This window comes from Streptomyces sp. NPDC050315 (assembly GCF_040655775.1).
In the GTDB taxonomy this organism is placed as follows: Bacteria; Actinomycetota; Actinomycetes; order Streptomycetales; family Streptomycetaceae; genus Streptomyces.
In genome coordinates this window covers 712,664-734,817 of sequence record NZ_JBFAKN010000004.1, presented here as the reverse complement: position 1 = coordinate 734,817, position 22,154 = coordinate 712,664, and the positions used below count along the sequence as shown (strand labels likewise).

The window sequence follows — 22,154 nt, the reverse complement described above, 5'->3', positions numbered from 1 at the left end:
CGTCCGGAAAAGGCTTGATCGATGCCTATGTGATGACACCGGGGGGTTAGCTTCGGAGGCTGGGTTCATGGGGGCGGAACGACTGGAGTGACACGAGCGATGGGACGAGCCGAAGCGAGACGGGCGCGGAAGCGGGGCAGCCGCCGGGCGAAACGCAAAAGAGGCGGCGGCACAGTCCGCTTCTTCACCTTCAAGAAGCTGCTCGGCGCGTTCTTCACCGTCTGCCTGCTGGGCATCCTCGGCTTCATCGGCCTCTACCTCGTCGTCGACGTGCCGGCCTCCGCCAACGGCCAGGCCACCGCGCAGGCCAACGTCTACAAGTACGCCGACGGCTCCGTCCTGGCCCGCACCGGCTTCAACCGCGAGAGCGTGCCGATCAGCGACATCCCCAAGGACGTCCAGCACACCTTCGTCGCCGCCGAGAACAAGACGTTCTACCAGGACTCCGGCGTCGACCTGAAGGGCACCACCCGCGGCATCCTCAACACCCTGCGCGGCCAGGGCAAGCAGGGCGGCTCGACCATCACCCAGCAGTTCGTGAAGAACTACTACTTGACGCAGGATCAGACGGTCAGCCGCAAGCTCAAGGAGATCGTGATCTCCCTGAAGGTCGACCAGAAGCTCAGCAAGAACGAGATCCTGGCCGGCTACATCAACACCAGTTACTACGGCCGCGGCGCGTACGGCATCGAGGCCGCGGCGCAGGCGTACTACGGCGTGCACACCCGGGACCTGACGGTCGAACAGGGCGCCTACCTCGCCTCGCTGCTCCAGGCGCCCAGCCAGTACGACTGGGCCGTCGCCAGCGACGCCGGCAAGAAGCGGGTCCAGGCACGCTGGAACTACACCCTCGACAACATGGTCGAGATGAAGTGGCTGGACGCGGGGAAGCGGCAGGGCCTGAAGTTCCCGGTGCCGGAGAAGCCCAAGCCCACCGCCGGTCTGAAGGGCCAGAAGGGTTACCTGGTCAAGCTCGCCGAACAGGAGCTGGCGAAGCAGGGCATCACCGAGGAGGACCTCGCGGCCGGCGGCTGGACCATCAACCTCGGCATCGAGAAGAAGCGGCAGAGCGCGCTGGAGTCGGCCGTCCAGGAGAAGCTGACCAGCAAGCTCGACCCCAAGACCCGTGACGTGGACGCCGACGCCCAGGCCGGCGCGGTCTCCGTCGACCCCGAGACCGGCCACATCGTGGCGCTGTACGGCGGCAAGGGCTACCTGGAGCACTACCTCAACAACGCCACCCGCGCCGACTACCAGCCGGCCTCCACCTTCAAGCCGCTGATCCTCGCCACCGCCCTGGAGAAGAACTCCACCACCCAGGACGGCACCCCGATCACCCCGGACACCGTCTACGACGGCACCAGCCGCCGCCCCGTCAAGGGCAGCGCCATCGGCTTCGCGCCGCCCAACGAGGACGAGAAGGACTACGGTCCGATCAGCGTCCAGACGGCCATGAACAACTCCGTCAATTCCGTCTTCGCGCAGATGGGCGTGGACGTGGGGCTTGAGTCGGTACGGCAGACCGCCGGGCGGCTCGGCATGGACGCGGAGAAGATCTCCGCCCGCCCGGCCATGACGCTCGGCTCGATGGGCGCCAGCCCGCTCCAGATGGCCGGCGTCTACGCCACCCTCGACAACCACGGCAAGAAGGTCACCCCGCAGCTGGTGACCTCCGCGCAGCGCGGCGAGGAGGCCCCGGTCGACCTGCCGGAGCCGATCGGCGAGCAGGTCATCAGCCGCACGACCGCGGACACCGTGACCTCCGTACTGACCGGCGTGGTCCAGGACGGTACGGGCACCGCGGTCCGCAACACCGACTACGACATCGCCGGCAAGACCGGTACCTCCGACGACAACAAGTCCGCCTGGTTCGTGGGCTACACGCCTCGGCTGGTCACCGCCGTCGGCCTCTTCGGCGAGGACTCGAAGCCGCCGCACCCCCAGGTCACGCTCAAGGGCGCGGGCGGCGGCGGCCGGGTCAACGGCGGTGGCTACCCCGCGGAGATCTGGGCCGCCTACACCCAGAACGCCCTGGGCAGCGAGGTGTCGGCCCGCTTCGACCTGGACACCGACCTCGGTGCCGGGGTCGCGCCGACCCCCACCCCGACGCCGACCCCGACCGAGGAGTCGGAGTCCCCGTCGCCGAGCCCGTCGGAGAGCTCCGAGTCCACCTCGCCCTCGCCGTCCCCCTCGCCCAGCGAGTCGGAGACCAGCGAGGAGCCCTCGGAGTCGGCCTCCCCCTCGCCGAGCGAGTCCTCGGACATCCCGCTGCCGGACGGCGGCGGGGATGAGGAGGAGCAGGACACCGGGAATGGGAACGGCAGACGCCCGATGCTCGGCTGACGACCCGTACGCCCGCGGCCCCCGCCCTCTTCGGAGGACGAGGGCCGCGGGCGTCATTGCGTGCCGGTCTACTCCCGGCCCGGCAGCCGCCGCGCCACCGGCGGCATCGAGATCTCGAACCACACCACCTTGCCGGTGCTCAGCCGGGTCGCGCCCCAGCGCCGCGCGAGGCGGTTGACCAGGTACAGGCCCCGGCCGCCTTCGTCGGACGGGCGGGCCTGGCGCAGCCGCGGCAGCTGCGGCACATCGTCGCCGACCTCGCAGCGCAGTACGTCCGTGCGCAGCAGCCGCAGCGTGATCGGCCGCTCCGCGTACCGCACGGCATTCGTCACGACCTCGCTGACCAGCAGCTCGACCTGGTCCGTCAGCTCCTCCAGGTCCCAGCGCTGCAGCGCCCTGCGGGCCAGCCGACGCGCCTGCCCGGCGGTCTGCGCCTTCGGGTCGAGGTACCAGTACGCCACATCGCTCGGCGCGATCCCGTCGAAGCGGGCCGCGAGCAGCGCGATGTCGTCGTCCCGGTCGCCCGGGCCGAGCATGTCCAGCACCTCGTCGCAGAGCGGCTCCAGCGGCGGCGGGTTCGGCCCGGTCAGCCGGGCCGTCTCCGTCAGCCGCTCGCGGAGCTGCTCTATGCCGGTCCACACGTCCCGTATGCGGGACTCCACCAGGCCGTCCGTGTACAGGACGAGCGTCGCGCCCGCGGGCGCGTCCAGCTCGACCGCCTCGAAGTCCACGCCGCCGACGCCGATCGGGGCGCCGGGCGGTACGCGCAGGACCTCGGCGCGGCCGCCGCGGTGCAGCATGACCGGCGGCGGATGCCCCGCGTTGGCGACGATGATGCGGTGCGCGACCGGGTCGTAGACCGCGTACAGGCAGGTCGCCATCCGGTCCGAGCCGAGCCGCTGGGCCTGCTCGTCGAGGTGGTGCAGCACCTCCTGCGGCGGCAGGTCGAGCCCGGCGAGGGTCTGCGCCGTCGTGCGCAGCTGCCCCATGATCGCCGCCGAGGTCATCGAATGCCCCATCACATCGCCGACGACCAGGGCGACTCGGGACCCCGGCAGCGGGATCGCGTCGTACCAGTCGCCGCCGACCCGCGCGGTCTCCGCGGCCGGGAGGTACCGGCTGGCGAGGCGCACGCCCGTGGGCTGGGGGAGGGAGTCGGGCAGCATCGTGCGCTGCAGCGCGTCGGCGATGTACGCCTCGCGCCCGTACAGCACCGCCTTGTCCACCCCGAGCGCCGTGTGCGTCGCGAGCTGCGCCGCCACCAGCAGGTCGTCCGGCTCGAACGCCGGGCGGTCCGGGCGGCGCAGGAAGACCGCGGCGCCGATCACCCGGCGGCGGCCGCGCAGCGGCGCCAGGATGACGCGCTGGCCCTGCGGCATCCGCGTGCCGGTGCCGAGCAGTTCGGGCAGCGCCGCCTGGGCGGCCTGCGCCTCGCCGAAGAGCGGGCGCACCCCGCGCAGCACCTCGGCCAGCGGCCCGCCGGGCACGACCTCGGCGAGCTCCGCCGCCATCCCGCCCATCGCCGGGCCCAGATCGGGCTGCGCGGGCAGGGTGGGCAGCCGGCCGCCGTTGGTGTCGGCCTCCTCGGGGATGCGGTCCGTGCGCCGCAGCCGCAGGACGACGGGGCCGGCCGGCCGCTCGTCGCCCACCGGCAGCGGGTCGCGCAGGTACACCAGGATCGCGTCGGAGAACGTCGGGACCGTCGCGCGGCACAGGCCCAGCACGATCTCGTCCAGGTCGATGCCGCGCGCGATCCGCCGGGTGGCCGCGCCGACGAAGCGCAGCCGGTCGCCGCCGGGCTGCCGGGCCGGCATCGGCTCACCCCCCTCGGACGGATGTGCCGACCGGGCCGGCGGCGCCTCCGGGCGCGCCGGCTCCGCGGCCTGGCGCCGGCCGCCACCGCCCTGGCCGCGGTGCGGCGCCGGAGGCGGTACCGCGGGCTCCTGGGGCCGCTGCCGGGCGCGGCCTTCGCCGTCCCGCGGCCGTCCGATGCCGCCCGGGCCGCCGCCCTCGTGCGGGCCGGGAGCGTCGCCCGGCTCCTCGGCACGGGACCGGGCCCGGCCGGCCGAGCCGTGCGCAGCGCCGCCGTCGGAGACGCCGGTGGGGCCGCCGTTGGCGTCACCGCCCGGGGCGCCGGCCTGGGTGTGGCCGCCGGCGCCCTGCGCGGCATTGCGGTCGGCTGCGTCGGCGGTCCGCCGGTCCCGCGGCCGCCGGCGCTTCTTCCCGCTGCGCCTCGGGGGCGCGGGCAGCTCACCGGAACCACCGGTGGTACGCCCCGGCGGTCCCGCGGCCACGGAGCCGGGCAGGCCGGTGCCGGGGAGATCGGCAGGGGCGGGGCCGACGGGCCGCCGCAGGGCGTCGCGCGGATCGGCGGCGCCGTGCGCCGTCGGGTCCGGCAGCCCTCTCGGCGGCATGGCCGGGGGCGCGGCCGGCAAAGCTGCCGGTCGCGGCTGGTGGGAGGTGGGGTGCTCCGTCACGCGTGGGATTCCATCCGTCCGGGGCTGCGCGCCTGGCGCGCTGCGTCTCAAGCGCGTCGCAGGTGCAGGAAGAGCTGGATTTCGGGTGGCACGTCCGTACTGGCCGGGGCATACGCATACGAGTCCTCCCCGGTGACTTCGAAACCCGCGTCGCGCACGACATGGCGCAAGTCGTCCCGCAGGTAACCCGATACCCGGATCGTGTGGCCCAGGAACGGAATCGGGTAGTCGTCCACGTCGGACTCGACCATCGACAGGGCGAGCAGCCCGTCCGGCCGCAGCAGGCAGTGCAGCATCCGCAGCGCGTACGGGATTTCCGCGCGCGGCAGCATCAGCAGGGAGAAGAAGGCGGCGGCGCCGTCGAAGGAGCCGGGACCGCCGAGCCGGCCGTCCCGCAGGTCCGCGAGGTCGAGGTGGTGGAACTCGGCGGACGGAACGTTCTCCCGCGCATTCTTGATCATGGTGGCGGAGAGGTCGACGCCCACGACACGGTGGCCGGCGCCGGACAGCTGGGCGGCGGTGGGCAGGCCCGTACCGCAGCCGACGTCCAGCACGCGGGAGCCGTCCGGCAGCGATGCGGCGAGCCAGGCTCCGGCGGCGCGCTGCCCCTCTTTATGGGGGAACGCGCTGTCGTAGGCCCCGGCGATCGCGTTGAACGCCTCGGCCTGCCCGGCCCGGTCCAGTGCTAACCGGTTCAGGCCCTCGTACCCGTCGTAGCTGTCGCTCACGACCCCGCCCCTCCTGCGACCGCGGTCAAGTTCGGTTTCCAGTTCTGGAGTTGCGTCTGTGCCTTCTTGCGCCCTCTTGCGGAGGACGATCCTACGTTTGAACCAGTGGTGTGCAGCAAGGGGGCTCGCCCCTGAGCATCGTTTCAAAGGGAACGCATGTTCCCCGAAGTCGCTGCATTTCGGGCGCTTCCGTCGCCTCCGCGGCCGGACTTGCCACTCTTGCGGGTGCGGATTTCGCACAAGCGGCCGCTTTTTGGCGGCCGGTCACGCGAGGGCGTCATGAGGGGGAGGGGTCCCGCGCGCGGTCCCAGTCGTCCGGCAGCACCGGCAGGCTCCACTGAGGATCGGGCCGCCAGTGCTCCCAGCCGTCCGTGAACGGCGCGTCCCACGCGGTGATCCGCTCGACCGCGGCCCGGCCCGCGGCCCGTACCTCCTCGGCCTGCGCGGCCGGCATCAGCCCGTCGGCCTGCGCCTGCGCGAACTCGTCCTCGTCCCGCCACTCCCAGTGCCGGTCCGGGTAGACCGCGATGTCCAGGAAGTGGTCCTCGGAGTCCACGCCGCCGGACCAGCGGCGGCGCGGCTCCTCCAAGTTCACGTACCAGTTCTTGAACCGCCAGCCGCGCTCCCAGAAAAGCCACACCGACCACGGATCCCCGGGACGGGCGAGCTTGAGCACGCCGGTGCCGAACCAGCGGTCCCGCACCACGCGCCGCGGCTTGGTGTACCGGCTGGCGAGCGGCTCGCGGTGGACGAGCGTGCCGTCCGCGAGCACCGGCTTCACGCAGTCGGTGCCCGGCGCCAGCCAGACGGCAAGCAGCTCGTCGGTGTCCTGGACGACGGTGACGGGCCGGCAGATGTGGAAGCGGTCGGTGGCATTGCCGCGATAGCGCCACAGAATGTGTTCGCCCGGCGCCCAGCGCGCGGTACCGGACGTATGGCCGTCCCTCGTCTCCACCGTATCCGCTGTCATGCGCAGATCTTAGGCGGGGAACCGGCGCACCGCCGTGACATGGGCCGCAGTGAACGTCACGGATGCGTCATGCGCAGCACGTCCAGGGCCTCGTCCAGTTGGGCCTCTGTCAGGGCGCCGCGCTCGATGTATCCGGACTCGATCACCACCTCGCGGATGGTCTTCCGCTCGGCCAGTGACTTCTTGGCCACCTTGGCCGCTTCCTCGTAGCCGATGTACTTGTTGAGCGGGGTGACCACGGAAGGGGAGGACTCGGCGTACTCGCGGGCCCGTTCGGCATTCGCGGTGATCCCGTCGACCGTACGGTCCGCCAAAAGCCGCGCGACATTGGCCAGAAGTCGTACCGACTCCAGGACGTTCTTGCCGATCACCGGGAGCATCACGTTCAGCTCGAAATTGCCTGCCGCGCCCGCCGCGGCGACCGTCGCATCGTTCCCCGTCACCTGTGCGGCCACCATCAAGGCCGCCTCGGGAATGACGGGATTGACCTTCCCCGGCATGATCGACGAGCCGGGCTGAAGGTCCGGCAGCGTGATCTCCGCGAGGCCGGTACGCGGCCCGGACGCCATCCAGCGCAGATCGTTGGCGATCTTCGTGAGGCCGGTCGCGATGGTCCGCAGCTGGCCGCTGGTCTCCACGATGCCGTCCCGCGCACCCTGCGCCTCGAAGTGGTTCCGGGCCTCGGTCAGCGGCAGCCCCGTGGCCCGCGCCACCTCCGCGATCACCGCGGCGGCGAAGCCGGGCGGGGTGTTGATGCCGGTACCCACCGCCGTGCCGCCCAGCGGGAGTTCGGCGAGCCGGGGCAGCGAGGCGGTCAGCCGCTCCACGCCGTACCGCACCTGCGCCGCGTACCCGCCGAACTCCTGGCCCAGCGTCACGGGCGTGGCGTCCATCAAGTGCGTCCGGCCCGACTTCACGACCTCCTTGAACTCCTCGGCCTTGCGCTCCAGCGCGGCCGCGAGGTGCTCCAGGGCGGGCATCAGGTCGGCCGTCACGGCGGCGGTGGCCGCGATGTGGATCGAGGAGGGGAAGACGTCGTTGGAGGACTGGCTGGCGTTGACGTGGTCGTTGGGGTGCACGTCCCGGCCCAGCCGCTCGGTCGCGAGGGTGGCCAGTACCTCGTTGGTGTTCATGTTGGAGGACGTGCCGGAGCCGGTCTGGAAGACATCGACGGGGAAGTGGTCGTCCCAGCGGCCCTCGGCGACCTCCGCCGCGGCCTCCTGGATCGCCCGCGCGACATCCGCGTCCACCACCCCCAGCTCGGCGTTGACCTTCGCCGCCGCGGCCTTGATCCGGGCCAGCGCCTCGATGTGCGCCCGCTCCAGCCGCTGTCCCGAGATGGGGAAGTTTTCCACCGCGCGCTGGGTCTGCGCCCGCCACTTCGCGTCGGCGGGGACCCGTACCTCGCCCATGGAGTCGTGTTCGATCCGGAAGTCGCCCGACGCGCTCAAGGATGTGCCGTTGTCGCTCATGCCTATGTCAGTACCCGGGGACGGACATCTGTTCCCGGGTACTGATCCGATTCGGCGAATGCGGCGTGCCTCACCTTCCGGCGGCGCCGCTTTGGCACTTCACCACTCGCGGCGGGCGCGGCGGGCGTCGTCGCGCGAGTCGTCCAGCGCCGCCCACCGCAGCGGGTGCGTCGGATGCCCCACGACCTCGTCGATCTCCGCGTGCGCCTTGTCCATCAGCTGTCCGGCGATGTCCATGAGCGCGCGTGCGCCCGCGATCTCCTCACCGACCCGGAGCTGTTCCGGGTCCGTGGGGTGGCGGTCGGCGCGGCCGTGGCCGCGGCATTCCGTGCCGTCGCTGAGCCGCAGCAGGGCGGCGGCCTTGGTGCGGTTGCCGTCCTCCGCGAACTCCATGTCGACGTGCCAGCCGACCAGCGTGTGTGTCTGCATGGTGGCTCACCTCCAGCGGTCCCTCTTTCCAGGGTGCGCCGCCGGACCGCTGATCACCACATCTGGGAGCCGGGAGTTCCGGAGGACGGCCGGGGTGTTACGCGCCCTGGCGCACCGGGATGCTGGTGAAGGTCGGGGCCGGGGCCGGGTCCTGGAAGAAGTCGTTGCCCTTGTCGTCCACGACGATGAACGCCGGGAAGTCCTCGACCTCGATCTTCCAGACCGCCTCCATGCCGAGCTCCTCGTACTCCAGGACCTCGACCTTCTTGATGCAGTCCTGGGCGAGGCGGGCCGCCGGGCCGCCGATGGAGCCCAGGTAGAAGCCGCCGTGCGCATGGCAGGCCTCGGTGACCTGCTGCGAGCGGTTGCCCTTGGCCAGCATGATCTTCGAGCCGCCGGCCGCCTGGAACTGCTCGACGTACGCGTCCATCCGGCCGGCCGTCGTCGGGCCGAACGAGCCGGAGGCGTAGCCCTCGGGCGTCTTGGCCGGGCCCGCGTAGTACACCGGGTGGTTCTTCAGGTACTCCGGCATCTCCTCGCCGGCGTCCAGCCGCTCCTTGATCTTCGCGTGCGCGATGTCACGGGCGACGACGAGCGTCCCGGTCAGCGACAGCCGGGTCTTGACCGGGTGCTTGGTCAGCTCGGCGAGCATCTCGTCCATCGGACGGTTCAGGTCGATCTTCACCGCGTCGAGGTCCGGGCCCGCGCCCTCGGTCAGCTCCTCGTCCGTGGTCTCCGGCAGGAAGCGCGCCGGGTCGGTCTCCAGCTGCTCCAGGAAGACGCCCTCGGCGGTGATCTTCGCGACGGCCTGGCGGTCGGCGGAGCAGGACACCGCGATGGCGACCGGGCAGGACGCGCCGTGCCGCGGCAGGCGGACGACGCGGACGTCGTGGCAGAAGTACTTGCCGCCGAACTGCGCGCCGATCCCGATCTTCTGCGTGAGCTCGAAGACCTTCTCCTCCAGCTCGGTGTCACGGAAGCCGTGGCCGGTGGGGGAGCCCTCGGTGGGCAGCTCGTCGAGGTAGTGCGCGGAGGCGTACTTCGCGGTCTTCAGCGCGTACTCGGCGGAGGTGCCGCCGACCACGATCGCCAGGTGGTACGGCGGGCACGCGGCCGTGCCGAGCGAGCGGATCTTCTGCTCCAGGAACTTCATCATGGAGCCCTCGTTGAGGACCGCCTTGGTCTCCTGGAAGAGGAAGGACTTGTTGGCCGAGCCGCCGCCCTTGGCCATGAAGAGGAACTTGTACGCGTCACCGTCGTTCGCGTACAGCTCGATCTGCGCCGGTAGGTTCGAGCCGGTGTTCTTCTCGTCCCACATGGTCAGCGGGGCCATCTGCGAGTACCGCAGGTTCAGCTGCGTGTACGCGTCGTAGATGCCGCGGCTCAGGGCTTCCTCGTCGCGGCCCTGGGTGAGCACGTTCTGGCCGCGCTTGCCCATGACGATCGCGGTGCCGGTGTCCTGGCACATCGGGAGCACGCCGGCCGCCGCGATGTTCGCGTTCTTGAGGAGGTCCAGGGCGACGAACTTGTCGTTGCCGGACGCCTCGGGGTCGTCGATGATCTTGCGAAGCTGGCCGAGGTGCTCGGGGCGCAGGTAGTGCTGGATGTCGTGGATCGCCGCTTCCGCCAGCTTGCGCAGCGCCTCGGGCTCGACCTTGAGGAACGTCCGGCCGTCCGCCTCGAAGGTGCTGACACCCTCCTTGGTGATCAGGCGGTACGGGGTCTTGTCCTCGCCCTGGGGCAGAAGGTCGGTATAGGCGAATTCCGGCATTGCGGCCAATCCTCACTCGACGGTGACTTCGCTGTCATCAACGGCAGCCTCAACAGCCTAGAACCCCGTGCGCCGGTCGCGGTTGTGAGGTAAGGCTCAGTTCCCGCTCTTAGATCTCCCTTAGAAATGCTGCGCACAGTGCCGTCGCATGACACGTTTCCTGAAAGCCGCGACACGTTCCCGTAAGCGTCGGGCGGCGCTCGCCGCGCTGGCCGGCACCGCGCTGACCGCGAGCACGTTCACCGCGCTCCAGGCGTACGCCGGGCCCGCGGACTCCGGTGACGACGGGGGTACGGTCGCGCTGCGCATCAAGGGCGGCGAGGCGCACATCGACCCCCGGACGCTGCGGATCACGGCCCGTACGGCGAGCGGTACGGAGTCGGTGCTCTCCGCGGCGGCGGGGGAGTCGCTCGGGGCCGTCTCCCCGGTGACCCGCCACGGTGCCACCGCGAGCTGGTCCTACCCTGACCGCGGGCTCACCGTCTCGGCGGCCGCCCGCGACGGACGGCTCGTCGTCGACCTGCACGCGAAGAAGGACGGCAGCCTGGGCTGGCCGTCGGCGGGCGCCGGTCAGCCCAAGGGCACCGCGTACGAGCTGCCGCGCGGCGAGGGCCTGCGCATCCCCGCGGCCGACCCCTTCTGGAACTCCCCGGAGGCCGGCCTGACGAACCAGGACGGCATCGACCTCAAGGACCTGACGATGCCGTTCTGGGGGACGACGTCAGGGTCCCACGGCGTCAGCACCCTCGTCCCCACCGACCTGGGCACCAATCTGCGGTTCGTCTCCAAGGGCGGGCAGCTGCGGACCGCCGCCACCCACGACTTCGACCGCGCGGCCGGTACCGACGACTACACCGTGGCCTTCTCGCTGACCGACGGCTCGCCGGTCGCCGCGGCCAAGGACTACCGCCGGTACCTCGCCTCGAAGGGGCAGCTCGGCAGCCTGAAGCAGAAGATCCGGAAGAACCCCGAGGTCGCCAAGTTGATCGGTGCCCCGCACGCGTACGTGTGGGGCGACGGCCGCAGCGCGAAGACGATCGAGCGGCTCAAGAAGCTCGGCATCTCCCGCATGTGGCTCGGTTACGACGCCGACGGCGACCCCATGTCGAAGGAGGCCGTCGCCGCGGCCAAGAAGGCGGGCTACCTCGTCGGCCCGTACGACAGCTGGGACAACGCGCAGGACCCGAAGAGCGCCGACACCAGCGTCTCGAAGTGGCCGGACCGGCTGTGGCCGGACGGCTGTGTGCACGACGCGGACGGCAAGCCGGAGGGCGGCTTCGGCGGCCGCGGCTGCTACCTCAGCTCGCAGGCGCTTGCCAACGCCGAGCCGAAGCACCACTACCTCGCCGACCGCACGAAGAACATGACCGCCAACGGCGTGAACAGCTACTTCCTCGACGTCGACGCCACCGGCGAGCTCTTCCGGGACCACACCCCGAGCCACCCGATGACGCAGGCCGAGGACCGCGAGAACCGCCTGCAGCGGATGCGCGGGGTCTCCGGGGGCGCCCTCACCGGCGGCCGCCCGTACGTCCTCGGCTCGGAGTCGGCCGGCTCCTGGGCGAACCAGGTGATCGACTTCAGTCATGGCTCCAGCACGCCGGTCCACGACGGGCTCTGGAAGGCCGAGCGCGACAAGGACACCTGGGGCGGCTACTGGCCCAAGGGACGGCCCGGCATGTTCTTCAAGCCCGCGACGCTCGACAAGTCCGTCGCGAAGGCCATGTTCGACCCCGCATACCGGGTGCCGCTGTACGAGACGGTGCTGCACGACTCGGTGGTCAGCACCGACCGCTGGGAGCTCCCCCTCTACAAGCTGCCGGAGCAGAAGAAGGACCGCGCGCTGCTCGCCATGCTCTACAACACCCCGGTCAATCTCGCGCTCGACGGCAAGGTGCTGGACGAGCACGGCAAGGAGATCGCGGACCTGCAGCGCTTCTTCGCCGGTATCCAGAAGGCCGCGGGGACCGAGGCCATGACGGACTTCCGTACGCTCACCGCCGATCACCAGGTCCAGCGGACGACCTTCGGCGGTCACAGCGGCCTGAAGATCACGGCCAACTTCGGCAGTGAGGCGTACCGCGGGCTGCCGGGCGGCTGCGTCCAGGCCACCGGCCGCGGGCTGGACGGGCCGCAGCGGTTCTGCCCGGAGAGCTGAGCCCCGGCGCTCCGGCGCTGTCCCCTAGTCGCGATCTATCGCGTTTCGCTACGCTGCGGATGTGGACGCATCTGACAACGGGGGACAGCGCCCCGCACCCATGCCCGTGGACCTCACCAAGCCCGCGCAGGCCCCGCCCGCCGAGCCCGCGATCCGGGCGTCGGACGCCGACCGGGACCGTATCGCCGCGATCCTGCGCGAGGCGCTGGCCGAGGGCCGGCTGGACGCCGAGGAGCACGCCGAGCGCATCGACGGCGTCTACCGCGCCAAGACCATGGGCGAGCTGGAGCCGCTGATCGGCGATCTGCCCGCGGGGCGGGAGCGGACGGACGCGGACCGGACGGTGGCCGCGTACACCCCGGAGCCGTCCCCGGCCGGCTCCGGGGTCACCACCCTCGTCGGCATCCTCAGCTCGGCGGTCCGCAAGGGCCGCTGGCGGGCGCCCGCACGGATCTCCGCGGTGGCCGTCCTCGGCTCCGTGGAGATCGATCTGACCGAGGCCCTCTTCACGCACCAGCACCTCCACATCAACGCCGTCTCCGTCCTCGGCAGCGTGGAGATCCGGGTACCGGAGAACGTGACGCTGCGCTGCGGCGGCTCCGGCGTGCTGGGCGCCTTCGAGGCCGAGACGTACGAGTCGGACGACCCGGCCGCTCCCGTGATCACGGTGCACGGTTTCGCCGTGCTCGGCAGCGTCGAGGCCAAGCCCAAGCGCGGCAAGTGGGTACGCGATCTGCACGGCCGGATGCAGGACCGGATGCACGGCCGGAAGCGGGATCGAGACGAACGGCGACACGGGCACATGTAATGCACACCTGTAAGGGGCGCCGCATCCGACGCTGCTTTCAACGCATACGCCACGGTGTGCATAGAGCCGCGTACAGCGGGTAGGGCTGGTGCATCGTCTCTCGTACGGCTGCGGGGTGTGCGAAACGTCGTGCGCAGCGAGACGGGCAAGTGGTGACTGAAATCGCCGAGCCGTCGTCAGGAGTAGACCGTGCTGCTACCGCATCAGCCCCTGCAGGACGCCGCCGTCGTGCCCGCCCAGCGAGTGCCCGCCAGGGACGAGGCGGGACCCTGGCACTCCGAGGCGGTGTGCCGACGGGACGAGGCGGGACTCTTTTTCGCGCCGTCGAAGGAGCCGACGGCCGCCCGGCTGGCCAGGGAGGAAGCCGCGAAGCGGGTCTGCGCCCGCTGCCCAGTGATGATCGAGTGCCGCGAGCACGCCCTGCTCCAGCCCGAGCCGTACGGCGTCTGGGGCGGCCTGACCGCCGCCGAGCGCCGCGTCGTCCTGGCCCGCCGCCGGCGCCGCGACGCCGAGCTGCAGCGCGCGGCCCGGATGCCGGCCGCGGGCTGACCTCAGTACGACCCATAGCGACGGCCCGGTGCCCCACCGCGAGAGCGGTGGGGCACCGGGCCGTCGGTCTGCCGGGCGGAGCCTCAGCTGGGCCGCTCGAAGTCGATCGAGCTGTAGGCGCGCAGCTTGGAGAGCCGGTGCTCGGAGTCGATCTGCCGGATCGTGCCGGACTTGGAGCGCATCACCAGGGACTGGGTGGTGGCGGTCTCCGCGCGGTAGCGGACGCCGCGCAGCAGCTCGCCGTCGGTGATGCCGGTGGCGACGAAGAACACGTTGTCGCCGCTGACCAGGTCGTCGGTGTGCAGTACGCGGTCCAGGTCGTGGCCCGCGTCTATGGCGCGCTGCCGCTCCTCGTCGTCCTTGGGCCACAGCTTGGCCTGGATCGTGCCGCCCAGGCACTTGATCGCGCAGGCCGTGATGATGCCCTCGGGGGTGCCGCCGATGCCCAGCAGCAGGTCCACGCCGGTGCCTTCGCGTACGGCCATGATCGCGCCGGCCACGTCGCCGTCGGCGATGAACCGGATGCGGGCGCCGGCCTCGCGGATCTCCTTGACGATGCCGTCGTGCCGGGGCCGGTCCAGCACGACGACGGTGACGTCCTCGGGGCTGGACTTCTTCGCCTTGGCGATACGGCGGATGTTCACGCCGACCGGGGCGTTGATGTCGACGTAGTCCGCCGCCTCCGGCCCGGTGACCAGCTTGTCCATGTAGAAGACCGCGGACGGGTCGAACATGGAGCCGCGGTCGGCGACGGCCAGGACGGAGACGGCGTTGGCCATGCCCTTGGCCGTCAGCGTCGTACCGTCCACGGGGTCCACGGCCACGTCGCACTCGGGGCCGGTCCCGTCGCCCACGCGCTCGCCGTTGTACAGCATCGGCGCGTGGTCCTTCTCGCCTTCGCCGATGACGACCACGCCGTTCATGGAGACGGTGTGAATCAGGGCACGCATGGCCTTGACCGCGGCGCCGTCCGCGCCGTTCTTGTCGCCTCGGCCGACCCAGCGGCCCGAGGCCATGGCACCGGCCTCGGTGACCCGGACCAGTTCGAGTGCGAGGTTGCGATCGGGGGCCTCTGGGCTGACCTCGAGCTGGGACGGCAGATGATGCTCGGTCATCGGAGCGCACCTTTCTGTACGGCGACGGCCGGTTAGGTGAGGGTTCGCTTGACCTTATCGCTATGTCGAGAAAATGAGCAGAGGGGTCCACGGATGAGCACCGCTAGTCGGCCGGGGTGCGGCTGAGGTGCGGCTGAGTTGCGGTGGGTGGGGGCCTTGTCCGGTCCGTTCCCGGCATGGGGGACGATAGAGGGCGTGGCTGGTATGCGAGGCAAGCAGACGGTGCGGGACATGGTCCTGTCGATGGCGGTGATCGGCGTGGTCGTCGCGGCGATTTACTTCTTCATCCCGCACGACGACAGCAAGAACGCCCAGAACAGCGCGGTGAAGACGGTCAGCTATCGGGTCGAGCTGTCGACCGCCCGGCGCGCGGCGACGTATCCGGTCGCGGCGCCCGAGGGGCTGCCCAAGGGCTGGCGCGCCACCTCCGTCTCGTACCAGGCCAGCGACGACGGCCGGGGCGGCGCCTGGCACCTGGGCTTCCTCAGCCCGAAGGAGCAGTACGCGGCGGTCGAGCAGAGCGATGCGCCGGCGCGCGAGTACATCAAGAAGGTCACGCTGAACGCCACGCCGGCCGGCGGCAGCCGCGAGGTCGACGGCGTCCGCTGGGACAAGTACAAGGGCGACACGTACAAGGCCCTCGTGCGCAAGGAGTCCGGCCACACCACGGTCGTCACCGGCACCGCGTCCTACGACGGGCTGGCGGAGCTGGCGGGCGCGCTCAAGAGCGAGAAGTAGCAGCGGCACGACGTACGGCAGAGGCCGCCGCACCCGGAGCGGGTGCGGCGGCCTCTTGTCGTACGCGAGGGCCCGAGACTCAGACCGTGGTGGCGGCGTCCTCGAAGGACAGGCGCGGGGAGCGCGGGAAGAACGCGTCCTGGCCCGGCTTGCCGATGTTGATCACCATGAAGGACTTCTGCTTGCCGTCGCCGAAGAACTCCTTGTCGACGGCGGTGAAGTCGAAGCCGGTCATCGGGCCGGCGGCCAGGCCCGCGGCGCGGACGCCGAGGATGAAGTAACCGGCCTGCAGGGTGGCGTTCTGGGTGCCGGCGACCTCGCGCGCGGCCGCCTCGGAGAAGAACGTGTCCTTGATGCCCGGCGCGTGCGGGAAGAGCTCCGGCAGCTTCTCGTGGAAGTCCAGGTCCACGGAGAGGATCACGGTCAGCGGGGCCGCCAGCGTCTTCGGGCCGTTGGCGCCCATGGCGTGCTCGACGAGGCGCTTGCGGGCGTCCTCGGAGCGGACCAGCGTCAGGCGCAGCGGCGACTGGTTGAAGGCGGTCGGGGCGAACTTCACCAGGTCGTAGATGGCCTGAACCTGCTCGTCGGTGACCGGCTCGTCCGTGAACGTGTTGGCGGTCTGGGCCTCGCGGAACAGGAGGTCAGCAGTGGCGGCGTCAAGGGCGAGAGTCATGGAGGGCACCTCGGTGATTCGTGGTGGTTCCGGGCCGGGACGGTCCGGTTTGTACACCCTCCACTTTAGCGTCGATAGATTAACCTTCAACTAAAACGCGCTCGTTGTGAGTGGATTCACATGAGCGGTTGTGAGGTGTGGGGCGGGTGCTGCCGTACCCGGACGGGCCCGGCCGCGCCCGGGGGAGGCCCCGGTTACTCCTCGGCCCCGGCCTCTTCCTCCTCCGCCAGTGCCGCGTCCAGCCGGGCACGCGCGCCGTCCAGCCAGCGGCGGCACACCTTCGCCAGCTCCTCGCCGCGCTCCCACAGCGCGAGCGACTCCTCCAGCGTCGTGCCGCCCGCCTCCAGGCTGCGGACCACCTCGATCAGCTCGTCCCGCGCCTGCTCGTACCCGAGCGTGGACGTCACCTCCGAAGCGCCCGCCGCCCCGGCGCCTGCTTCGCCGTCCGTGTCCATGCCCGTGTCCGTCTTCGCCTTGGCCATGCGCCCCAGCCTAAGTGCGGGGTGTGACAGCGCCGCTGTCCCCGGCGTCGCCGTCCACGCGGCGGACCGTGAAGTCGCCTTCGGCGACCCGGGCGCGCAGCTCCTCGTCCGCGCAGACCTCCTCGGGCGAGCGGACCGCGCTGCCGTCGGAGCGCTGCAGCACCGCGTATCCCCGCTCCAGCGTCGCCTTGGGGGAGAGGGCCACCACCCGCGCCAGGGTGTGCGATAGCTCGGAGTCGGCCCGGTCCAGCAGATGCCCCAGCGTGCGCCGGCCGCGCTCCAGCAGGGCGGTGACCTGCTCCTCGCGGGCCTCCACCATGCGGTGCGGCTCTCGTATGCACGGGCGGTTCAGCGCGCCCGCGAGGCCGCGCTCCTCGCGGTCCAGGAAGCCGGTGACCGAGCGCAGCGCGCGCTCCCGCAGATGCTGGATGCGGACCAGCTCCTCGCCCACGTCCGGTACGACCTTCTTCGCCGCGTCCGTCGGCGTCGAGGCGCGCAGGTCGGCGACCAGGTCCAGCAGCGGGCTGTCCGGCTCGTGCCCGATCGCCGACACGACGGGCGTACGCGCCTCGCCGACGGTCCGTACGAGCTGCTCGTCGGAGAACGGCAGCAGATCCTCCACGCTGCCGCCGCCCCGCGCCACGATGATCACGTCCACGTCCGGCCGGGCGTCCAGCTCCCGCACCGCCTCGATGACCTGCGGTACGGCGTGCACCCCCTGCACCGCGACGTTCCGCACCTCGAAGCGGACGGCGGGCCAGCGGTGCCGGGCGTTCTCCAGTACGTCCCGCTCGGCCGCGCTGGCCCGGCCGCAGACCAGGCCGATCAGCTGCGGCAGGAACGGCAGCGGGCGCTTGCGCTCCGCCGCGAACAGGCCCTCGGCGGCCAGCGCCTTCTTCAGCATCTCCAGCCGGGCCAGCAGCTCGCCGACGCCGACCGGCTTGATCTCGGCGGCCCGCAGCGAGAGCTGGCCGCGCGGCGCGTACCACTCCGGCTTCGCGTGCACCACGACTCGGGCGCCCTCGCTGATCACGTCGGCGACCTTGTCGAAGACCTGGCGGTAGCACGTCACGCTCACCGAGATGTCGTGCGACGGGTCGCGCAGCGTCATGAAGACGACGCCCGCGCCGGGGCGCCGGGAGAGCTGGGTGATCTGCCCTTCGACCCATACCGCGCCGAGCCGGTCGATCCATCCGCCGATGAGGCGAGATACCTCGCCTACGGGGATGGGGGTCTCTGCGGAGGTCTGTAGTGCCATGCGCCGAGCGTATCGGCGGGGGCTGACAGTGCGGCGCCGTTGCACGGGGGCGCTGCCCCCGGACCCCCGGTCCTCAATCGCCGGACGGGCTTGATTTTGCCGCCGTTACGCGCTCGATGTGTCGCCGTGACGGGCCGGAGCTACCGCGCGGACGTGCTCGGCTTCCCACGCTTCGCGTACTGCGCCGCCAGCACCACCAACCCCACCACCAGCCAAGCCCCGCCCACCACCTGGGCAGTAGGAGACGCCTCGACGATCACCGCGGCCACCACCGCCAGGCCCAGCAGCGGGATGATCACGTGGGCCAGTACGCCCCGGGACGCGGCTCGCTTGCGGAGCCAGAAGTAGCCGATCACCGAGGCGTGCAGCAGGCCGAAGGCGGTCAGTGCGCCGACGTTCACGATCGAGGACAGGTGGTCCAGGCCGTCGTCCCGGCGCGCCGCCCATACCGCCGCGACCAGCGTCACCACCGCCGCGCCCAGCAGTGCCCGGCGCGGTACCCCGCTGCCCGCGTCCACCTTCGCCATCGCCCCCGGCAGCCGCCGGTCCCGGGCCATCGCGAACAGCAGCCGGCCGGCCGCCGCCTGCCCGGCCAGCGCCGCGAACGCCGCGCCGATCGCCTTGCTCGCCGCGACCAGCTTCTGCAGCCACTCGCCGGCCGCCGCGTTCGCCGTCGCGTAGAAGGCGTCGCCCTGCTCGGCCGGCTTCGCCGCCAGCTCGGCCGCCGACATCGGCGCGAGCAGCGCGGCCAGGTACGTCTGCACGGCGAACAGCACGCCCGCCACCACCAGGCAGGTCAGCACCGCCCGCGCCACCCGCCGGCCGCCCCCGGACGCCTCCTCCGCGAACGCGGCGATCGCGTCGAAGCCCAGGTACGACAGCACCGCCACCGACACCGCCGCCAGCACCGCGCTCGTAGAGAAGCCGCCCTCGCCCGTGAGCGGCACCGTCCAGCCGCGCTGCGCGCCGTCCGTCGCCAGCACCCACACCGCCGCCACGACGAAGACCACCAGCACCGCGATCTCCATCGCCAGCACCAGGAAGCCCACCACGGCCGCGGTCCGTACGCCCCACAGGTTCAGCAGCGTGGTGACGACCACCGCCACCGCCGTCCAGATCCACTGGTGCACCGACGGCACCAGGGAGTGCAGCGCGATCCCGGAGAAGAGGTACGCCACCGCCGGGATCAGCAGGTAGTCCAGCATCGCCATCCAGCCCGCGATGAAGCCCGCGCCCTCGCCCAGCCCGATCCGGGCGTAGGTGAAGACCGAGCCGGCCTGCGGGGCGACCCGCACCATCTGCGCGTACGAGTACGCCGTGAAGGCCATCGCGATCGTCGCGACGACGTACACGATCGTGATCGCGCCGTGCGACTTGGCCTGCAGCGTCCCGAAGATGCCGACCGGCGCCATCGGGGCGATGAAGAGCAGCCCGTAGACGATCAGGTCCCGGAAGGACAGGGACCGCTTCAGCCGGGCCCCGGCGGCCAGGGTGGCGCCGGCGCCGTCGGTGTCCGCGGAGCCGTCGGGGTCGGGAGCGCCGCCGGACGGGGGCTGCGGCTCGGCCGTTGGGGACATGGCGGACACCTCTGCAGTACGAACGGGCCGTCGGCGATCGACGGCCTCACATGATCGTCGGCCGTACCGCCGTTTCGGGCAAGCCGCCCTGCCGTACCGGCATCTGCCCTGTAAGCGCTGCGTTCCGACCTCTGGCCATGCCTTCCGTCCGCCGCCACCCCGACCCGTACGATGGGGACCATGACCACCCCGACTTCCCGCCGCGTCCTCCTCGCCGCCCCCCGTGGATACTGCGCCGGCGTGGACCGAGCCGTCATCGCCGTCGAGCAGGCCCTGCAGCAGTACGGCGCGCCCGTCTACGTACGTCACGAGATCGTCCACAACAAATATGTGGTCAAGACGCTGGAGAAGAAGGGCGCGATCTTCGTCGAAGAGACGGAGGAAGTGCCCCCGGGCAACATCGTCATCTTCTCCGCGCACGGCGTCGCGCCGGTCGTCCACGACGAGGCCAAGCGCGGCAAGCTCGCCACCATCGACGCCACCTGCCCGCTCGTCACCAAGGTCCACAAGGAAGCCGTCCGCTACGCCAAGGAGGACTACGACATCCTCCTGATCGGCCACGAGGGCCACGAAGAGGTCATCGGCACCAGCGGCGAGGCCCCCGACCACATCACCCTGGTCGACGGCCCCGAGGACGTGCAGAACGTCGAGGTCCGGGACCCGGACAAGGTCGTCTGGCTCTCCCAGACCACCCTGTCCGTCGACGAGACCATGGAGACGGTCGACGCCCTGAAGGGCCGCTACCCGAACCTCCTCTCCCCGCCCAGCGACGACATCTGCTACGCCACGCAGAACCGCCAGACGGCCGTGAAGCAGATGGGCGCCGACTCCGACCTCGTGATCGTCGTCGGCTCCAAGAACTCCTCGAACTCCGTCCGCCTGGTCGAGGTCGCGCTGGGCGCCGGCGCCAAGGACGCGCACCTGGTCGACGGCGCCGACGAGATCGACGAGGCCTGGCTGGAAGGCGTCGGCACGGTCGGCGTCACCTCCGGCGCCTCCGTCCCGGAGGTCCTGGTCGAGGGCGTACTGGAGTGGCTGGCGCAGCGCGGGTACGAGGACGTGGAGACGATCACCTCCGCCACCGAGTCCATCCACTTCTCGCTGCCCAAGGAGCTCCGCCGCGACCTGCGCGCGGAGGCCAAGGCGGCGACGGACGGCGAGTCCGCCGCGGAGTGACCCGACGGCACACCCACACCGGCCGGTTCGCCTTCGGACCGGCCGGTTCGCCTTTTGCGGAGGAATTTGAGGGGCGGATTTGCGGGGTGAAGCGGCCCCTCCCCGCCTAGCCTTTCCCCATGAACGTATTCGGCGTGGACATCGGCGGTTCGGGCATCAAGGGCGCCCCCGTGGACCTGGAACGCGGCGAGCTCGCGGAGGAGCGCTTCAAGGTGCTCACCCCGCACCCGGCCACCCCGGAAGCGGTCGCCGACGGCGTCCAGCAGGTCGTCGAGCACTTCGGCTGGTCGGGGCCGGTGGGGGCGACGTTCCCGGGGGTGGTCACGGGCGGGGTGACCCGTTCGGCGGCCAATGTCCACAAGTCGTGGATCGGCACCGACGCCGTCTCCCTGCTGACCTCCCGGCTCGGCGGCGAGGCCGGCGGCTGCGAGGTCACGGTACTGAACGACGCGGACGCGGCCGGGCTCGCCGAGATGCACTTCGGGGCGGCGCGCGGCCGCATGGGCACGGTCATCATGCTGACCCTGGGCACCGGCATCGGCAGCGCCGTCTTCACCGACGGGCAGCTGGTCGCCAATACCGAGCTCGGCCACCTCGAACTGGACGGTCACGACGCCGAGACCCGCGCCTCGACGCGGGTCAAGGACGAGGAGGACCTGAGCTGGCACGAGTGGGCGCCCCGGCTGCAGAAGTACCTCCGGCACGTCGAGATGCTCTTCACGCCCGAGCTGTTCGTGATCGGCGGCGGGGTGAGCCGCAAGGCCCACAAGTTCCTGCCGCTGATCGAGGGCGTCAGGGCCGAGATCGTGCCTGCGCAGCTTCAGAACAACGCGGGGATCGTGGGGGCCGCAATGGCCGCCCGGCGGGCTTTCCACCCGGCTGCTGTCGCTCCCGCCCCTGGTCAGGACGCCGGTCTCGGGGCCGCCGACCCCCGCCCCGGTGGACCTCGTGACGCTGCGCCCGCCGCCGGAGGATGAGCAGGCCCTTCCGTACGCCGACGATCAGCACGCTGAGGGCCGTGCCGAGGTAGAGCCAGCCCGCGTTCACCGCGAGCAGGGTGAAGACGCCCATCAGCAGGCTGCCCGCGCCGTCCCCGCCGCGCGCGACGGGCAGGCTGCCGACGGTGTACGCGATCGGCAGCGTCACGGGCGCGACGACCAGGTCGTACGGGCGTACCCACAGCGCTCCGGCGGCCCCCGCCAGCACGAAGCCGACGCCGTACACGGTCGGCGAGCCGCCCGCGAGCAGCCGGTCCAGGCAGGCCAGGACCAGCAGCGCGAGGGTGGTCAGCAGCGCACAGCCCAGTCCGGTCAGCTTCGGCGCCGGCACCTTGCGGGCCAGCGCGGCGAGCGGGCCGGGCAGCACGCGGCGGGCGCCCGCGCGGTAAACGGTCGAGGTCTCGGCGATGGCGGGACCGGCGGCCGGCGCGG

The 22,154-nt window shown here is 71.5% G+C and carries 18 protein-coding genes and 1 pseudogene; 7 read left to right on the top strand and 12 right to left on the bottom strand.

Annotation, left to right across the window (positions count from 1 at the left end):
* Positions 1-99 precede the first annotated feature (99 nt).
* Positions 100-2,343, top strand: coding sequence for a transglycosylase domain-containing protein (locus AB0I82_RS18525; RefSeq protein ID WP_363258303.1), 2,244 nt, complete (start codon positions 100-102; stop codon positions 2,341-2,343).
* Positions 2,344-2,411: 68 nt separating this feature from the next.
* Here the strand turns inward: AB0I82_RS18525 and AB0I82_RS18520 are convergent, their stop codons facing one another.
* The 6 genes from AB0I82_RS18520 to AB0I82_RS18495 form a co-directional block, all read right to left on the bottom strand.
* On the bottom strand, positions 2,412-4,820 hold the full coding sequence (locus AB0I82_RS18520; RefSeq protein ID WP_363258302.1) for a SpoIIE family protein phosphatase: 2,409 nt from the start codon (positions 4,818-4,820) through the stop codon (positions 2,412-2,414).
* 47 nt (positions 4,821-4,867) lie between these two features.
* Entirely contained in the window at positions 4,868-5,548 is a 681-nt protein-coding gene (locus AB0I82_RS18515; protein WP_363258301.1) for a class I SAM-dependent methyltransferase, read from the bottom strand.
* A gap of 277 nt (positions 5,549-5,825) precedes the next feature.
* The gene (locus AB0I82_RS18510) at positions 5,826-6,518 is read right to left on the bottom strand and encodes a DUF402 domain-containing protein (RefSeq protein ID WP_363258300.1); all 693 of its coding nucleotides are present in this window, start codon (positions 6,516-6,518) and stop codon (positions 5,826-5,828) included.
* 56 nt (positions 6,519-6,574) lie between these two features.
* Positions 6,575-7,990, bottom strand: coding sequence for a class II fumarate hydratase (locus AB0I82_RS18505; protein WP_363258299.1), 1,416 nt, complete (start codon positions 7,988-7,990; stop codon positions 6,575-6,577).
* A 99-nt stretch (positions 7,991-8,089) separates the two neighbouring features.
* Positions 8,090-8,419 (bottom strand): DUF1876 domain-containing protein, encoded by a 330-nt coding sequence (locus tag AB0I82_RS18500; protein ID WP_363258298.1) that lies wholly within the window; start codon positions 8,417-8,419, stop codon positions 8,090-8,092.
* A 97-nt stretch (positions 8,420-8,516) separates the two neighbouring features.
* Positions 8,517-10,190, bottom strand: coding sequence for a fumarate hydratase (locus AB0I82_RS18495; protein ID WP_363258297.1), 1,674 nt, complete (start codon positions 10,188-10,190; stop codon positions 8,517-8,519).
* Between the two features lie 148 nt (positions 10,191-10,338).
* Here AB0I82_RS18495 and AB0I82_RS18490 point away from each other — a divergent pair, with 148 nt between their 5' ends.
* The 3 genes from AB0I82_RS18490 (at position 10,339) to AB0I82_RS18480 (ending at position 13,705) form a co-directional block, all read left to right on the top strand.
* Positions 10,339-12,348, top strand: coding sequence for a glycoside hydrolase (locus AB0I82_RS18490; RefSeq protein ID WP_363258296.1), 2,010 nt, complete (start codon positions 10,339-10,341; stop codon positions 12,346-12,348).
* A 100-nt stretch (positions 12,349-12,448) separates the two neighbouring features.
* Positions 12,449-13,156 carry a DUF1707 domain-containing protein gene (locus AB0I82_RS18485; protein ID WP_363258423.1) on the top strand — a complete coding sequence of 236 codons (708 nt, stop codon included), beginning with the start codon at positions 12,449-12,451 and terminating at the stop codon, positions 13,154-13,156.
* 189 nt (positions 13,157-13,345) lie between these two features.
* Positions 13,346-13,705, top strand: a complete 360-nt coding sequence (locus AB0I82_RS18480; protein ID WP_363258295.1) for a WhiB family transcriptional regulator — start codon at positions 13,346-13,348, stop codon at positions 13,703-13,705.
* An 83-nt stretch (positions 13,706-13,788) separates the two neighbouring features.
* On the opposite strand, the gene glpX is transcribed toward AB0I82_RS18480, so the two are convergent.
* Positions 13,789-14,820 (bottom strand): class II fructose-bisphosphatase, encoded by a 1,032-nt coding sequence (gene glpX, locus AB0I82_RS18475; protein ID WP_363258294.1) that lies wholly within the window; start codon positions 14,818-14,820, stop codon positions 13,789-13,791.
* A 204-nt stretch (positions 14,821-15,024) separates the two neighbouring features.
* Between glpX and AB0I82_RS18470 the strand changes: the two genes are divergently transcribed.
* On the top strand, positions 15,025-15,558 hold the full coding sequence (locus AB0I82_RS18470; protein WP_363258422.1) for a DUF4245 domain-containing protein: 534 nt from the start codon (positions 15,025-15,027) through the stop codon (positions 15,556-15,558).
* 79 nt (positions 15,559-15,637) lie between these two features.
* Here AB0I82_RS18470 and AB0I82_RS18465 read toward each other — a convergent pair whose 3' ends face one another.
* From AB0I82_RS18465 to AB0I82_RS18450, 4 genes are all read right to left on the bottom strand, one after another.
* Complete coding sequence (locus tag AB0I82_RS18465) at positions 15,638-16,231, bottom strand: malonic semialdehyde reductase (RefSeq protein WP_363258293.1); 594 nt, start codon at positions 16,229-16,231, stop codon at positions 15,638-15,640.
* A gap of 194 nt (positions 16,232-16,425) precedes the next feature.
* Positions 16,426-16,713 carry an exodeoxyribonuclease VII small subunit gene (locus AB0I82_RS18460; protein WP_363258291.1) on the bottom strand — a complete coding sequence of 96 codons (288 nt, stop codon included), beginning with the start codon at positions 16,711-16,713 and terminating at the stop codon, positions 16,426-16,428.
* Between the two features lie 10 nt (positions 16,714-16,723).
* Positions 16,724-17,971, bottom strand: a complete 1,248-nt coding sequence (gene xseA, locus AB0I82_RS18455; protein WP_363258290.1) for an exodeoxyribonuclease VII large subunit — start codon at positions 17,969-17,971, stop codon at positions 16,724-16,726.
* Positions 17,972-18,111: 140 nt separating this feature from the next.
* Positions 18,112-19,548, bottom strand: a complete 1,437-nt coding sequence (locus tag AB0I82_RS18450; RefSeq protein ID WP_363258289.1) for an APC family permease — start codon at positions 19,546-19,548, stop codon at positions 18,112-18,114.
* 180 nt (positions 19,549-19,728) lie between these two features.
* Here AB0I82_RS18450 and AB0I82_RS18445 point away from each other — a divergent pair, with 180 nt between their 5' ends.
* Together AB0I82_RS18445 and ppgK are read left to right on the top strand one after the other, a co-directional pair.
* Complete coding sequence (locus AB0I82_RS18445; protein ID WP_363258288.1) at positions 19,729-20,724, top strand: 4-hydroxy-3-methylbut-2-enyl diphosphate reductase; 996 nt, start codon at positions 19,729-19,731, stop codon at positions 20,722-20,724.
* Positions 20,725-20,843: 119 nt separating this feature from the next.
* Positions 20,844-21,701 (top strand): polyphosphate--glucose phosphotransferase, encoded by an 858-nt coding sequence (gene ppgK, locus AB0I82_RS18440; protein WP_363258287.1) that lies wholly within the window; start codon positions 20,844-20,846, stop codon positions 21,699-21,701.
* A gap of 16 nt (positions 21,702-21,717) precedes the next feature.
* Here the strand turns inward: ppgK and AB0I82_RS18435 are convergent.
* Positions 21,718-22,053, bottom strand: a pseudogene (locus tag AB0I82_RS18435) (DUF6542 domain-containing protein); the annotation flags it as partial.
* Positions 22,054-22,154: the final 101 nt, after the last annotated feature.

Bases quoted from the DNA above. Each gene is read 5' to 3' on its own strand.
- AB0I82_RS18525 (WP_363258303.1), top strand. From the start codon at position 100: ATGGGACGAGCCGAAGCGAGACGGGCGCGGAAGCGGGGCAGCCGCCGG.
- AB0I82_RS18465 (WP_363258293.1), bottom strand. From the start codon at position 16,231: ATGACTCTCGCCCTTGACGCCGCCACTGCTGACCTCCTGTTCCGCGAG.
- AB0I82_RS18470 (WP_363258422.1), top strand. From the start codon at position 15,025: ATGCGAGGCAAGCAGACGGTGCGGGACATGGTCCTGTCGATGGCGGTG.
- xseA (WP_363258290.1), bottom strand. From the start codon at position 17,971: ATGGCACTACAGACCTCCGCAGAGACCCCCATCCCCGTAGGCGAGGTA.
- AB0I82_RS18505 (WP_363258299.1), bottom strand. From the start codon at position 7,990: ATGAGCGACAACGGCACATCCTTGAGCGCGTCGGGCGACTTCCGGATC.
- AB0I82_RS18495 (WP_363258297.1), bottom strand. From the start codon at position 10,190: ATGCCGGAATTCGCCTATACCGACCTTCTGCCCCAGGGCGAGGACAAG.
- AB0I82_RS18510 (WP_363258300.1), bottom strand. From the start codon at position 6,518: ATGACAGCGGATACGGTGGAGACGAGGGACGGCCATACGTCCGGTACC.
- glpX (WP_363258294.1), bottom strand. From the start codon at position 14,820: ATGACCGAGCATCATCTGCCGTCCCAGCTCGAGGTCAGCCCAGAGGCC.
- AB0I82_RS18500 (WP_363258298.1), bottom strand. From the start codon at position 8,419: ATGCAGACACACACGCTGGTCGGCTGGCACGTCGACATGGAGTTCGCG.
- AB0I82_RS18485 (WP_363258423.1), top strand. From the start codon at position 12,449: ATGCCCGTGGACCTCACCAAGCCCGCGCAGGCCCCGCCCGCCGAGCCC.
- AB0I82_RS18450 (WP_363258289.1), bottom strand. From the start codon at position 19,548: ATGTCCCCAACGGCCGAGCCGCAGCCCCCGTCCGGCGGCGCTCCCGAC.
- AB0I82_RS18445 (WP_363258288.1), top strand. From the start codon at position 19,729: ATGACCACCCCGACTTCCCGCCGCGTCCTCCTCGCCGCCCCCCGTGGA.
- AB0I82_RS18460 (WP_363258291.1), bottom strand. From the start codon at position 16,713: ATGGCCAAGGCGAAGACGGACACGGGCATGGACACGGACGGCGAAGCA.
- AB0I82_RS18490 (WP_363258296.1), top strand. From the start codon at position 10,339: ATGACACGTTTCCTGAAAGCCGCGACACGTTCCCGTAAGCGTCGGGCG.
- ppgK (WP_363258287.1), top strand. From the start codon at position 20,844: ATGAACGTATTCGGCGTGGACATCGGCGGTTCGGGCATCAAGGGCGCC.